At 61.2% G+C, this 13,312-nt stretch carries 14 protein-coding genes; 5 read left to right on the top strand and 9 right to left on the bottom strand.

Annotated elements, in window-relative coordinates; genetic code table 11:
- Window positions 1-22: 22 nt before the first annotated feature.
- From BUC08_RS03630 to BUC08_RS03610, 5 genes are all read right to left on the bottom strand, one after another.
- Window positions 23-1,219: an acetyl-CoA C-acyltransferase gene (locus BUC08_RS03630; RefSeq protein ID WP_037920505.1), complete on the bottom strand. Its 1,197-nt coding sequence runs from the start codon at window positions 1,217-1,219 to the stop codon at window positions 23-25.
- Between the two features lie 78 nt (window positions 1,220-1,297).
- Window positions 1,298-2,215, bottom strand: coding sequence for an SDR family NAD(P)-dependent oxidoreductase (locus BUC08_RS03625; protein ID WP_037920507.1), 918 nt, complete (start codon window positions 2,213-2,215; stop codon window positions 1,298-1,300).
- Between the two features lie 3 nt (window positions 2,216-2,218).
- Window positions 2,219-3,043, bottom strand: a complete 825-nt coding sequence (locus BUC08_RS03620; protein WP_037920509.1) for an SDR family NAD(P)-dependent oxidoreductase — start codon at window positions 3,041-3,043, stop codon at window positions 2,219-2,221.
- Window positions 3,044-3,058: 15 nt separating this feature from the next.
- On the bottom strand, window positions 3,059-4,174 hold the full coding sequence (locus tag BUC08_RS03615) for an acyl-CoA dehydrogenase family protein (RefSeq protein ID WP_174861667.1): 1,116 nt from the start codon (window positions 4,172-4,174) through the stop codon (window positions 3,059-3,061).
- Window positions 4,171-5,337 carry an acyl-CoA dehydrogenase family protein gene (locus BUC08_RS03610; protein ID WP_037920512.1) on the bottom strand — a complete coding sequence of 389 codons (1,167 nt, stop codon included), beginning with the start codon at window positions 5,335-5,337 and terminating at the stop codon, window positions 4,171-4,173. Before BUC08_RS03610 ends, BUC08_RS03615 begins: the two co-directional genes overlap by 4 nt.
- A 155-nt stretch (window positions 5,338-5,492) precedes the next feature.
- On the opposite strand from BUC08_RS03610, the gene BUC08_RS03605 reads away from it, so the two are divergent.
- Window positions 5,493-6,488: an NADPH:quinone oxidoreductase family protein gene (locus BUC08_RS03605; protein WP_037920514.1), complete on the top strand. Its 996-nt coding sequence runs from the start codon at window positions 5,493-5,495 to the stop codon at window positions 6,486-6,488.
- A gap of 9 nt (window positions 6,489-6,497) precedes the next feature.
- On the opposite strand, the gene BUC08_RS03600 is transcribed toward BUC08_RS03605, so the two are convergent.
- Window positions 6,498-7,160 carry a histidine phosphatase family protein gene (locus tag BUC08_RS03600; RefSeq protein ID WP_037920515.1) on the bottom strand — a complete coding sequence of 221 codons (663 nt, stop codon included), beginning with the start codon at window positions 7,158-7,160 and terminating at the stop codon, window positions 6,498-6,500.
- A gap of 45 nt (window positions 7,161-7,205) precedes the next feature.
- Here BUC08_RS03600 and BUC08_RS03595 point away from each other — a divergent pair, with 45 nt between their 5' ends.
- From BUC08_RS03595 to BUC08_RS03580, 4 genes are all read left to right on the top strand, one after another.
- Window positions 7,206-8,210, top strand: a complete 1,005-nt coding sequence (locus BUC08_RS03595; protein ID WP_037920517.1) for an NADP-dependent oxidoreductase — start codon at window positions 7,206-7,208, stop codon at window positions 8,208-8,210.
- 28 nt (window positions 8,211-8,238) lie between these two features.
- Window positions 8,239-8,715 (top strand): MaoC family dehydratase, encoded by a 477-nt coding sequence (locus tag BUC08_RS03590; RefSeq protein WP_037920519.1) that lies wholly within the window; start codon window positions 8,239-8,241, stop codon window positions 8,713-8,715.
- Window positions 8,716-8,793: 78 nt separating this feature from the next.
- Complete coding sequence (gene aroQ, locus BUC08_RS03585; protein WP_037920521.1) at window positions 8,794-9,237, top strand: type II 3-dehydroquinate dehydratase; 444 nt, start codon at window positions 8,794-8,796, stop codon at window positions 9,235-9,237.
- Window positions 9,234-9,995 carry a LuxR family transcriptional regulator gene (locus tag BUC08_RS03580; RefSeq protein ID WP_037920523.1) on the top strand — a complete coding sequence of 254 codons (762 nt, stop codon included), beginning with the start codon at window positions 9,234-9,236 and terminating at the stop codon, window positions 9,993-9,995. Before aroQ ends, BUC08_RS03580 begins: the two co-directional genes overlap by 4 nt.
- A gap of 412 nt (window positions 9,996-10,407) precedes the next feature.
- Here the strand turns inward: BUC08_RS03580 and BUC08_RS03575 are convergent, their stop codons facing one another.
- The 3 genes from BUC08_RS03575 to rpsB form a co-directional block, all read right to left on the bottom strand.
- The gene (locus BUC08_RS03575) at window positions 10,408-11,178 is read right to left on the bottom strand and encodes an MBL fold metallo-hydrolase (protein ID WP_037920525.1); all 771 of its coding nucleotides are present in this window, start codon (window positions 11,176-11,178) and stop codon (window positions 10,408-10,410) included.
- Between the two features lie 213 nt (window positions 11,179-11,391).
- Window positions 11,392-12,267 (bottom strand): translation elongation factor Ts, encoded by an 876-nt coding sequence (gene tsf, locus BUC08_RS03570; protein ID WP_037920527.1) that lies wholly within the window; start codon window positions 12,265-12,267, stop codon window positions 11,392-11,394.
- A 76-nt stretch (window positions 12,268-12,343) separates the two neighbouring features.
- Entirely contained in the window at window positions 12,344-13,216 is an 873-nt protein-coding gene (rpsB, locus tag BUC08_RS03565; RefSeq protein ID WP_028956517.1) for a 30S ribosomal protein S2, read from the bottom strand.
- Window positions 13,217-13,312 lie beyond the last annotated feature (96 nt).

The raw sequence follows: 13,312 nt of genomic DNA, 5'->3' as shown, positions 1-13,312 counted from the left end.
GGCGGAGGTGCCGCCGCGTTTGTTAGAGAACCTCAAACAGGCCCGCCGCACCCATGCCACCGCCGACACACATGGTGCAAACCACATATTTCGCGCCGCGACGTTTGCCTTCGATCAGCGCGTGGCCAACCATACGTGCACCGGACATGCCATAGGGGTGCCCGATCGAGATTGCGCCGCCGTCCACGTTCAGCAACTCGTCCGGGATGCCCAGCTTGTCGCGCGAAGCGATAACCTGGCAGGCAAAGGCCTCGTTCAGTTCCCACAGGCCGATGTCGTCGATCTTCAACCCGTGCGCTTCCAGCAGCTTTGGCACCGCATAGATCGGGCCGATGCCCATTTCGTCCGGCTCGCAGCCTGCGGCCATGACGCCCACATAACGACCCAGCGGTTGCAGACCGCGGCGCTCGGCTTCCTTGGCTTCCATCACCACAGCGGCGGATGCGCCATCCGACAGTTGCGAGGCGTTGCCTGCGGTGATGAACTTGCCTTCTTTCACGTGAATGCCGTCCTTGAACACCGGTTTCAGCCCTGCAAGGCTTTCGGCGGTTGTGCCGGGACGGTTGCCCTCATCTTTCTCCAGCGTGACCTCGTGTTTCGAGATCTCCTTGGTTTCCTTGTCCTGCACCATCATGGTGGTGGTCATCGGAACGATTTCATCGTCGAAACGGCCGGCCTGTTGCGCCTGATGGGTCAGTTCCTGGCTGCGGGCGGAATATTCATCCTGCGCCTCGCGGCTGATGTTGTACCGTTCGGCCACGTTTTCGGCTGTTTCCAACATGGTCATGTAGATTTCGGGCTTGGTCTGTTTCAGCCAGGGATCGGCGTTGACGCGCATGTCCTGCGTCTGCACCAACGAGATGCTGTCCACACCACCGCCAATGACGATGTCCATGCCATCGGTGATGACCTGCTTGGCCGCCGTGGCAATCGCCATCATGCCGGACGCGCACTGACGGTCCAGCGACATGCCGGCCACGGTCACGGGCAAACCGGCGCGCAGGGCTGCCTGACGGGCGATGTTGCCCGCCTGATACCCTTGCTGAAGCGCCGAGCCGAAAACGCAATCAGAGATTTCCGAGCCATCAAGGCCCGCGCGCTTGACGGCGTTTTCAATGGCATGCGCAGCAAGCGCCTGCGGTGTGGTTGCGTTGAATGCGCCGCGATAGGCCTTGCCGATCGGTGTGCGGGCGGTAGAAACGATGACTGCGTCACGCATGGGTTGGGTTCCTTGTAGGTTGGACGGGATATTCGGGGCGCTGCCCCTTGCCCCTGGATTTTTGAGGCTAAAAGAAAGTTACCAGTCGAGTTTGATGCCCTTCGCCTTGGCGGCAGAGAGCGCGAATTTGCGGGTTTGTCCGAAGGCGTCGTTCAGTTCTTCCTGACCTTCCGGGGCCGAGATGGCGTCCCATTGGGCGGCGACCGCCTCGGGGGTGATGTCGCCCTCGATCAGGGCACCTGCGGTCTCATACACGCGGGTCAGCGCAAAGTGCCCTGCCCCTGCACCCAGGATCTTGCGGCTGGGGCCGTCTTCGGAAACCAGGTAGAGCACGCCTGGGGTGATGGTCTCGGGTTTCAGCAGTTCCAGCGCCTCGGGCGGCATCAGGTTTTCGGTCATGCGGGTGGCGGCGGTGGGCGCCAGCGTGTTGACGCGGATGTTGTCGCGCGCGCCTTCCAGATGCAGCACGTTCATCAACCCCATGACACCGGCCTTGGCCGCGCCATAGTTGGACTGGCCAAAGTTGCCATAGAGGCCCGAGGCCGAGGTGGTAACCACGATGCGCCCGTACTGTGCCGCGCGCATGTGCGGCCAGACCGCATGGCAGCAGTTGGCCGTGCCAATCAGGTGAACGTCAACAACCTTGCGAAAGTCGTCCATCGTCATCTTGCCGAACGTCTTGTCGCGCAGGATGCCTGCGTTGTTGATCAGAATGTCGATGCGGCCCCATTTTTCCATGGTCTTGGCGACCATGTCGTTGACCTGCTCCTCATTCGAAACGTCGGCGCCGTGGGCGATGGCTTCGCCGCCCATGGCCTCGATCTCGGCCACGACCTTTTGCGCGGCGTCCGATCCGGTGCTCGCACCATCGGTGCTGGCGCCCAGATCGTTCACCACGACCTTGGCCCCGCGCTCGGCCAGACCCAGCGCGTGACAGCGGCCCAGGCCGACGCCTGCGCCTGTGACAATGGCGACGCGGTCATCAAAACGGATCATATCTCAGCCCTCCAGAGCAGCACGGAAAAGATTGGGGCCGGACATCACCTGAATGCCACCCGAGACCGGCAGGATCGCACCGGTGATATAGCTGCCGCCACGACCGCACAGGAACTGCATACAGCCTGCGATGTCTTCCTCGCGGCCGACACGGCCAAGCGGCACGTCATCACCGACCTTGGCGCGGGTTTCCTCGTCTGCGGTGGCAAAGGCGGTCATGCGGCTGACGAAGGGCCCCGGTGCCAGAGCGTTGACGGTGACGTGATGGCTGGCCAGTTCCTTGGCCATGATACGGGTGATCTGGTGCACCGCCGCCTTGGACGCGGCATAGCTGTATGCCCCGTCGCCCAGGGGCGCATCGCCCATGACAGAGCCCACGTTGACCACACGCGCCGGATCGTCGGCATTCGACGAGGCGATCAGCATCGGCAAAAGGGACTGTGTGAGGCTGAACATGCCCGCGTTGTTGACATTCATCACCTTTTGCCACGCATCAAAGGGAAATTGTCCCAACGGCGCGCCCCAGCTGATGCCTGCGTTGTTCATCAGGATGTGCAGGGTGTCGGTGCGTTCCTGCACCGCCTTGGTCAGGGCTGCCACGCCTTCCTCGGTGCCGACATCGCCAGCGAACCCCTCGACGCTGCCGGGGGCGTCCATCTGGTTCAGCTCATCCGCAACGGCGATACAGGCGTCGGCCTTGCGCGAGGCGATCAGCACATGTGCGCCGGCCTGCATCAGCCCGGTGGTCGCCATACGGCCAATGCCGGTCGCGCCCCCGGTCACCAGCGCGACCTTACCTTTCAATGAAAACAGATCATTCGGTGTCATAGCTCATCCTTTACCTTAAAACCCGCGCGCGGCGGCGACCTTGGCGGCGTGATAGCCATAGTCGCCCAGCCATTCGGTTGCGACGCGAACGCGCTTCATGAAAAAGCCCATGTCAAAGTCATCGGTCATGCCAATGCCGCCGTGCATCTGCACGCCTTCGATCACGGCCAGCTTGGCGGTCTGGGTGGCGCGGGCCTTGGCCAGCGACACGGCCAGCGTGGCGTTGTCGGGGTCTTCGTCCAGTTTGCGGCCAGCATGGCGCACAGCAGAAAGCGTGATTTCCGTTTCAGACCAAAGATGTGCAGCGCGATGTTGAAGTGCCTGAAACCGGCCGATTTCAACGCCGAACTGTTTGCGTTCCTTCAGATATCCGACCGTCATCGCAAAAGCCCCGGCGCTGAGGCCCAGCATTTCTGCAGACAGCGCGGCCTGACCAGCTTCCAACGCCAGTTTTAGGACGGCCATGGCGTCATCAACGGAACCCAACACATCGTCGCCTGTCGCCTGCACGTTATCAAAGGTCACCTGCGCCGCGTCGCGGGCATCGACCATGTTCTGGCCCACGCGGCTGATCCCCTCGCGGTCGGCAGGCAGATCGAACAGGGTCAGGCCGGCGTCTGTTTTGGCCAGCACCAGCAGACGGTCGGCATTGCTGCCGTCGACCACGAACCCTTTGGTGCCTGTCAGACGAAACCCGTTGCCATCGGCGCGCGCCTCAAGCTCGGTGGCCTCGGGGTTGTGTTTCGCCCCCTCGTCCACGGCAAGCCCGTAGATCACGTCACCCGCAGCAATTGACGCCAGCGCATCGCGCGCGCGGTCCGTGGCCACCTGACGCAGCGCCGTCGCGGCGATCACGGCAGTGGAGATAAAGGGCGAAGTGACCAGCGTCTTGCCCAGCTCGCCCGCCAGAACGCCCGCAGCGGCATGGCCCATGTCAGAGCCGCCCGCGTCTTCGGGGACCAGCACGCCGGTCCAGCCCATCTGCGCCATCTCGGCCCACAGCTTTGCATCATGCGTCTGCCCCGCATCGCGCAGCTTGCGGAAATGCGACACGGGGGCCGCCCCGTCCAGAAAGCCGCGCGCGGCGTCTTGCAGCATGGTTTCGTCTTCGGTCAACAAAAGTGTGCTCATGCCGGCAGCCCCAATACACGACGGGAAATGATCGACAGCATCACCTCGGATGTGCCGCCTTCGATCGAGTTCGCCTTGGTGCGCAGCCAGTCGGCGGCAAGCCCGTCATGCTTGCCATCCCATGTCAGCGCATCCGCACCGCCTGCCGACATCATCAGCTCGTGTCGGCGTTTGTTCAACTCGGTGCCTGCGTATTTCAGCATGGCCGAGGCATCGCCCACGCCACCGCCGCTTTCAGCCTGGTCCTTGTAGCGTTCCAGCGTCAGTGCCACGGCCAGCGCGTCAACCTCACAGGCCATCGCTTCGGCACGCAGCACCGGATCGGTCAGCCCGCCGTCCTGCGCGTTCAGAACCGCGCCCAGCGGCCGGCCACCCAACAGGCCCTGCCCACCGCCCGAGATCATCTCGCGTTCGTGGGTCAGAAGGTGCTTGGCCACGTCCCAGCCCCGGTTTTCGGTGCCGACCACATTGGCCTTGGGCACCCGCACGTCGTCAAAGAAGGTCTCGCAGAACGGCGACTTGCCCGAGATCAGGCGGATCGGCTTGGTGCTGACGCCGGGCGTTTCCATGTCGATCAGCAAAAAGGTGATGCCCAGATGTTTCGGCGCGTCGCGGTCGGTGCGCACCAGCGCAAAGATGCAGTCGGCCTTGTCGGCGTAAGAGGTCCAGATTTTCTGACCGTTGACGATATAGTGGTCGCCGTCGCTCTCGGCCCTGGTCTGAACGCTTGCCAGATCAGACCCGGCACCCGGCTCGGAATAGCCCTGACACCAGCGCACTTCGCCGCGCGCGATGGGCGGCAGGTATTGCAGTTTCTGCTCATGCGTGCCGAATGCCAAAAGTGCCGGCCCCAGCATCCAGATGCCAAAGCTTTGCAGCGGCACACGTGCGCCCATCTTGCGCATTTCGTCCAGAAGGATCTTGTGGTGGGCGCGGTCCATGCCTGCGCCGCCATATTCCACCGGCCAGGTTGGAACGGTCCAGCCTTTGTCGGCCATCCGTTCCAGCCAAAGCTTTTGGGCTTCGCTCTTGAATTTCCAGTTGCGTCCGCCCCAGACGATTGCATCCTCACCGGACGCGCCGTCGCGCATCTCTTGGGGGCAGTTCTCCTCCAGCCATGTCCGGACCTCAGCCCGGAATGCATTCAGCGCGTCATCGCTCATGCTCATCCTCCCCGATGCAGCAGTGCCGTTACGTTCCGCAATGCAAAATTGCATTTCGCAATTGCGCTGGCAAGGTGTCGCAGGCAGGATTGTCCATGACAAGACGCCGTGGCCAGTCGTGCCGTTGCGTCACGGATTATGGAGGGGAACCCGATATGAAAGCAATGTTGAGCACCGCCGTGGGCGGACCGGACAGTTTGGAACTGACTGAAATGGCTGACCCGAAACCTGCCAAAGGCGAGGTTCGGATCGCGGTCAAGGCGGCGGGTGTGAACTTTCCCGACACGCTGATCATTCAGGACATGTATCAGATGAAACCCGAACGCCCCTTTGCCCCGGGTGGTGAAGTGTCCGGCGTGGTCGAGGAACTGGGTGAAGGCGTCACAGGGTTCGCGGTCGGTGACAAGGTGATCGCAATGACCGGTTTCGGTGGCTTTGCCACGCAGCTGTGCGCCCCTGCGGCGGCCTGTCTGAAAATGCCTGACGACATGCCGTTCGAGGATGCCGCGTGTCTGGTGCTGACCTATGGCACATCGCATCACGCGCTGAAGGACCGCGCAAACATCCAGCCCGGCGAAACCCTGTTCATTCTGGGTGCGGCGGGCGGCGTTGGTGTTGCCGCGATCGAGTTGGGCAAGGCTGCGGGTGCACGCGTGATTGCCGCTGTGTCTTCCGAGGAAAAGGCACAGTTCTGCCGTGACGTCGGTGCGGATGAAACGCTGATTTACACGCGCGACATGGACAAGGACGCCCAGCGTGCGTTTTCCAAGGAAATCAAGGATCTGGTCGGCCCGAAGGGCATCGACGTGGCCTATGACGCAGTCGGTGGCAACTATGCCGAGCCGGTCATTCGCGCGATGGGCTGGGCCGGTCGGTTCCTTGTGGTTGGCTTTCCTGCAGGCATCCCCAAGATCCCGCTGAACCTGACCTTGCTGAAATCCTGCCAGATCGTCGGCGTGTTCTGGGGCGCGTCGACCCGTCAGGACCCAAAAGGCCACATGGAAAACATGCAGGACCTGTTCACGCTGTATTCGGCCGGCAAGATCAAGCCACGCATCGACGCGGCCTTCCCGCTGCAAGAGGCCGGCAAGGCGCTGGAATACATTCAGGACCGCAAGGTGCAGGGCAAGGTGGTGCTCAAGATCGAGTGACCTCTGGATTCAGAGGCCATCCAGATGCGAAATATCGTTGAACCCGCGAATGGTCATACGGTCGCCTTGGATCACAAGGCGGCTGATCGATCCGTTCGCGGCCCCCAGGAACGCAAAGGGTTCCGACCGTGCGGCCACGGCCAGCGCGGCCGCGATGACACCGCCGTGCACGAAGACAGCGACCTGTTCGTCGGTGTGCGCGGCGGCAATGGCCATCAACCCGCGCGTCACCCGTTCAAAGAACGCATCGCGGCTTTCGGCATTGGGGATCAGGCCCCAGTCCTGCGCTTCCATCGCGCGGCGATAGACGGGATCGTTTGCCGCCGCCTTGACGCGGTACAGACCGCCGTCCCAGTCGCCCAAATGCACCTCGTGCAGGTCGGGGTTTTGCTGCGGCGTCAGGCCCAGATGCTGCGCCAGCGGGGCCGCCGTCTGCTGGGTGCGCGTCAGCTTGGTCACGTAAATCTGGCGGATCGGGTTGCCTTTCAGGCGTTCGCCCACGCGCTCGGCCTGTTTGTGCCCCTGGGGGTGCAGGTGCGGATCGCCGTGCCCGTCCACTGTGTCGAAATGCACACCCTCGCGCGCGGGCGCACTTTCGCCGTGGCGGATCAACAGAAGGTCGGCGGACCCTTTGGGCGGCGCATAAACGGGCTGGCGGTATTCGCGGGACATGACAAACCTTTCTCTTTTCACGTTTGATAACAAGGAACGCTGACAATGAACAACCGACAGATTGTCGTGCAAACGCTGCCTGACGGCACGTTGACCGAGGACAATTTTGCCCTGGAGGAAACGCCCATGCCCACCGCGGGCGATGGCGAGGTGCTGTTGAAGACCATCCTGATGTCGATTGACGCAGCCAACCGCAGCTGGATGCAGGGCGCCACCTATCGCGATGCGGTCAAGGCGGGCGATGTGATGGCGACCTATTCGATCTGCGAGGTGGTTGAATCCAATACCCCCCGCGTTGCCGTGGGTGACATCGTGGCCGCCGAAGCGGTCTGGGCCGACTACGTCGTGCGCCCAGCCCACAAAGTCGAAAAGCTGCCCAAGGTGGATCAGCTGAGCCATCTGATCAGCGTCTACGGCATTGCCGGCAAGACCGCCTTTCACGGGCTGGTCAGCGTTGGCAAGCCGATGGCGGGGGAAACGATTGTTGTCTCTGCGGCCGCCGGGTCGGTCGGCGGCTACGTCGGACAGATCGGCAAGGCGCTTGGCTGCCGTGTGGTGGGCATCGCGGGTGGGCCTGAGAAATGCAAATGGGTGGTGGACGCGTTAGGCTTTGACGCCTGCGTTGATTACCGCGAAGCCGGCTTGTTCAAGGCGTTGCGTGCCGAATGCCCCGATGGCATCGACGTCTATTTCGACAATGTCGGCGGCACCGTGCTGGAAACGGTATTGGCCCTGATGAACGAAAAAGGACGCATCGCCTGTTGCGGCGCGATCAGCCAATACGACACCAAGGCCCCCACCGGCCCGCGCAACCTGCCCGGTCTGGTTGTGGTCAAACGGCTGCGTATGGAAGGGTTCATCGTGATGGATTTTGCAGACGACGATGCCAAGGCGATCCGCGCGCTGCAAACCTGGGTGCGCAGCGGTCAGATCAAGGTGACCGAAGACGTGGTCGAGGGGCTGGAAAACGCACCCAAGGCGCTGATCGGCCTGCTGGCGGGCGACAACAAGGGAAAACGGATGGTGCGCGTTGCCGCCGATCCGTCGTGAGATGACAGAGATCTAGGGAGAGAGAGACATGACACCAATTGAAACAGAAGTCGCGCGCCTTGAAGGGTTGATCGGGCAAGAGGTCGGTGTGTCCGACTGGATCACCGTCGATCAGGCGATGATCGACGACTTTGCCAAGACCACGATGGATGAACAGTGGATTCATGTGGACCCCGAACGCGCTGCCAGGGAAACGCCCTTTGGCGGCTCTATCGCGCACGGGTTCCTGACGCTCAGTTTGGCCAGCCGGTTTTCCTACGAGTGTTTTTCGATGGCAGAGGGCCAGGTGATGGGCATCAACTATGGCTTTAACAAGCTGCGGTTCCTGAACCCGGTCAAGGCCGGCGCGCGTGTGCGGGGCCGCTTTGTGATCAATTCGGTCAAGCAGCGCAATGCCACGGACCTGCTGCGCGAAAGCGGGCTGACAATCGAGATCGAGGGGGAAAAGACCCCTGCCCTGATCGCCGACTGGCTGGGCCTGGCCGTGTTTGCGCCCCCGGCATAAAAGATTGCGCACCGCACTGCGCTGGACAGTCAGGGTGCGGTGCGGCTAACTATACGTTGAATTTACAAGAGTATTGATATGACGTCGATTCTTGTCCTCAACGGACCGAACCTGAATTTGCTGGGCACACGCCAACCCGAGGTTTACGGACGCACGACATTGAAAGATGTCGAGGACATGTGTGTGGCAAGGGGCAAGGACATGGGGCTGGACGTGGTCTGTTTGCAGTCCAACCACGAGGGCGTGATGATCGACGCGATCCATGCGGCAAAGGGGACCCACGGCGGCATCGTGTTGAACGCTGGGGCCTATACCCATACATCCGTGGCGCTGCGCGATGCGATCGCATCGGTCGAGCTGCCGGTCGTCGAGGTGCATCTGTCGAATATCCACGCCCGCGAACCATTCCGGCATCACAGTCATATCGCGCCCGTCGCCCTGGGACAGATCGCGGGCTTTGGTGCGCAGGGCTATGATCTGGCGCTTCAGGTGCTGGCCGAACATCTGGGGACACCGTCATGACCGATGATGTGCGTATATATCTGCACGGGCTTTCCAATTGCCAGACAATGGAAGAGCTTTGGGATGCGCACACCGAGAAAATGGCCAGCTACGGCTTTGACCGGCTGATCTACGGCTTTACGCGCTATCGCTATGGCAACAACCTGGGCGATCCCGAGGATTTCATCATCCTGACGAACCATGACAAATCCTACACGGATGTGTTCATGGGCGAGCAGCACTATCTTCACGCCCCCATGGTCAGCTGGGCGCTGAACAACGAGGGGGCGGGCAGCTGGCGGATGCTGGCGCAGATGGTCGAAACCCAGACCCTGACCCCTGCCGAGGCACGGGTGGTGGAGTTCAATCACAAGATGGGCGTGACCGCAGGTTACACCATCAGCTTCAAATCGGTCTCGGCGCGGTCAAAAGGTGCCATTGCCCTGACGGCGCGCGCTGGGATGACCCAGGACGAGATCGACGCAATATGGGAGGTGCACGGCCGCGACATTCACCTGATGAACAACGTGGCGCACCTCAAGATCCTGACCCTGCCCTATTCCGGGCCCAATCGCGGCCTGACCAAGCGCCAGCGCGAAGCGTTGGAATGGGTCGGTGACGGCAAGACCATGCAGGACATCGCGGTGCTGATGGGACTGACTTCGGCGACGGTCGAGAAACACTTGCGACTGGCCCGCGAGGCGCTGGCGGTGGAAACGACCGCGCAGGCGGTGCTGAAAGCGGCCTTTGCCAACCAGATGTTCATCCTGGAGGCCTGAAGGTTTCTGACGGTCACCGCACGGACCAGTTGCATTTTCCGCGATAGAACTGCAAAAATTGTCACGGGTGATGCGACATAAACTTCTTTCCCCTTCCATGTGGATCGCAATAATCTGACCATGGGTAAGGATTACCTGACTTTCGTTAAGCCGTCTTAACAGTCAGTATCAAGGAGTTCCGTGAGTGGTGGCTTAATGCCATTGGAGCAGCGGAAGGTACCCTCGCGATTTCGAGGCTCTGCCGACCGGCCGGACTTTCCGGACCCCGGCCCTGGGATGTATAGTCCATCTTTGGGGTCGGACCTTATCCTTAGGGTCACGTCTCATCCCCGTGATCAAGGCCCGAGGATCAAAGAGTGGAGCCATCCATGCCCGGGTGGCTCCGTTTTTTATGGTACGTGCCGACGGGCGTTCAGCCCTCCTTGTGATACCAGTCGCCCATCTTGACCATGGTGGCGTCGCCAACCGCGGCGGCAAAGGCTTCGGGGTCCTGGGTGCCGCCATCACGCCCGCGATAGTGGTAAGGATAGACATAAGTCGGCTTGAAGGCGGCCACGGCCTCGGCTGCGGCTTCTGCATCCATCGTGAACGGCAGGTTCATGCAGACGAATGCCAGATCAATATCGCTCAGCGCCTTCATCTCGCGCGTACCCTCGGTGTCACCCGAGATATAGACACGGAATCCGTCGATGGTCAGAACATAGCCATTGTCGCGCCCCTCGGGGTGGAACTGCTTGCGGTCCTCGGTGGTGTTATAGGCGGGGATCGCGCGCACATCGATCTTGCCCACCAGCGCCTGTTCGCCATTGGCCAGAACCGTGGCGCGGGATTTCAGGTCCTCGGGCAGCTTGTCGGCGACGGCGGGGTTCACCAGCAGGATGGTGGCATCGCCGATCAACGCGGCCAGCGTTTCGGGATTGTAGTGATCGCCATGTTCATGGGTGACCAGGATCAGGTCAGCGGCCGGAAAATCGGCGTACATCGCCGGATCGCCGACCGGATCATTGTAGATCGTGCCTGCGGGCGTGGTCATCACAAAGGATGCGTGATCGACCGGGAACACCTTGATCTCACCGGTGTCGGTGGCAAAGCTGTCGCCCGCATGGGCGGCTGCGCGCGCGGCATAGGGCAAAAACGTGATGGCGGCGGCAGTCGTGGCCAGAAAGGTTCTGCGCGGTATCATTTGGATATGTCCCCTGTTGGATTGCTTTGATCGCAAACTAGGACGATCAGGCACCCTGCCAAGCCAACAAAAGCGTGAACGGGTCTTCATCTTGCCGGATAAACTCCATGGGACGCGTCGCAGACGCGCAGGGCAGAGCCCCCGAAATGCAAACAGGGCACCCCGATGGGATGCCCTGCCTGTTGTCTTTTGTCGCCTGTTACAGCGTCGAAATCAGCTTTGGCTGACTTTGGCCACTTCGGCGGCAAAGTCTTCTTTGACCACTTCGATGCCTTCGCCCACTTCCAGGCGCACGAAACCGGTGATTGTGGCACCCGCTTCTTTCGCGGCGTCGGCCACGGTCAGGTCGGGGTTCACAACGAACTGCTGGTTCAGCAGCGTCACTTCGGACATGTATTTCTTCATACGGCCGACGATCATCTTTTCGATAACCGCTTCGGGCTTGCCGCTTTCGCGGGCAATGTCCATCTGAACCTGTTTTTCCTTCTCGACGACAGATGCGTCCAGATCGTCTTCGCTCAGCGAAGCGGGGTTCACGGCGGCGATGTGCATCGCAACCTGTTTGCCAAAGGCATCGTCGCCACCGGTCATTGCGACCAGAACGCCGATTTTGCCCATGCCGGGCGCGGCTGCGTTGTGAACATAGGACACAACGGTGTCGCCAGTGATCGACTGCATGCGACGCACCGACATGTTTTCACCGATTGTGGCGATCTTGTCGGTCACGATTTCGGCGACAGTCTTGCCACCCATCGGAGCCGCGTTCAGCGCGTCAACGGAATCGACGGTGATTGCCACATCGGCGATGCCCGACACCATGCTCTGGAATTCGGCGTTCTTGCCGACAAAGTCGGTTTCCGAGTTCACTTCGACCGCGATGCCCTTGTTGCCGTCAACCTTGACTGCAACCAGACCTTCGGCGGCGGTGCGGCCCGATTTCTTGGCCGCCTTGGCCAGACCTTTGGTGCGCAGCCAATCGACTGCTGCTTCCATGTCGCCATCGTTTTCGGTCAACGCTTTTTTCGCGTCCATCATGCCTGCGCCGGTGCTTTCGCGCAGTTCCTTGACCATAGATGCTGTGATTGCCATCTGTCGGGTCTCCTCAGATATATTGCGGGTCGGCGGGGTTGCCCCCGCCGTCTTGTATCAAAGCCGTGTAACAGACTTAGCTGTCGGCTTTGGCCACTGTTTCTTTGGTGCTTTCGATGTCCAGGGGCGCGTCTTTCGCCATGGCATCGTTGTGCGCTGTCTCTTCCGAGACGTTGCCGGTTTCAACGCCAGTCGATTCCGCCACGGCTTCTTCGACAGGAGCTTCTTCCATCGCACCGATGTCCACACCGGCCGCACCCAGCTGGGCGCTCATGCCGTCCAGGGCTGCGCGGGCGGCCAGATCGCAATACAGCGTGATGGCGCGGGCCGCGTCGTCGTTGCCCGGAATGATATAGTCGATGCCGTCAGGCGAGCAGTTGGTGTCGACCACGGCCACAACCGGGATGCCCAGCTTGTTGGCTTCGGCGATTGCCAGTGCTTCTTTTTTCACGTCGATGACGAAGATCAGGTCGGGACGACCGCCCATTTCACGGATACCGCCCAGCGATGCTTCCAGTTTGAACTGGTCGCGTTCCATGCCCAGGCGTTCTTTTTTGGTGAAACCACCAAAACCCAGTTCCGACTGTTCGTCGATGGATTTCAGACGCTGGATCGACTTGGACACGGTCTGCCAGTTGGTCAGCGTGCCGCCCAGCCAGCGGTGGTTCATGTAATATTGTGCGCATTTCTCTGCGGCATCGGCGATGGGCTGTGCAGCCTGACGCTTGGTGCCGACGAACAGAATGCTGCCGCCTTTGGCGACGGTGTCACGGATGACTTGCAGCGCCTGGTCCAGCATCGGAACAGTTTGCGTCAGGTCCATGATGTGAATGCCGTTGCGTGCGCCGTAGATGTACGGGCCCATGCGGGGGTTCCAGCGCTGAGTCTGGTGACCAAAGTGTACGCCTGCTTCCAGCAGCTGGCGCATGGAGAACTCGGGAAGAGCCATGTCTTATTCCTTTTCCGGTTTTCGCCTTGGCGGGGTATCAGTGCGTTTGCACCAACCGGCGGACATCCGGGGATTTCTCCCCCGGAAAGCCCAATC

The organism is Pseudosulfitobacter pseudonitzschiae (assembly GCF_900129395.1).
In the GTDB taxonomy this organism is placed as follows: Bacteria; Pseudomonadota; Alphaproteobacteria; order Rhodobacterales; family Rhodobacteraceae; genus Pseudosulfitobacter; species Pseudosulfitobacter pseudonitzschiae.
This window is presented reverse-complemented; position numbering and strand designations above follow the sequence as displayed.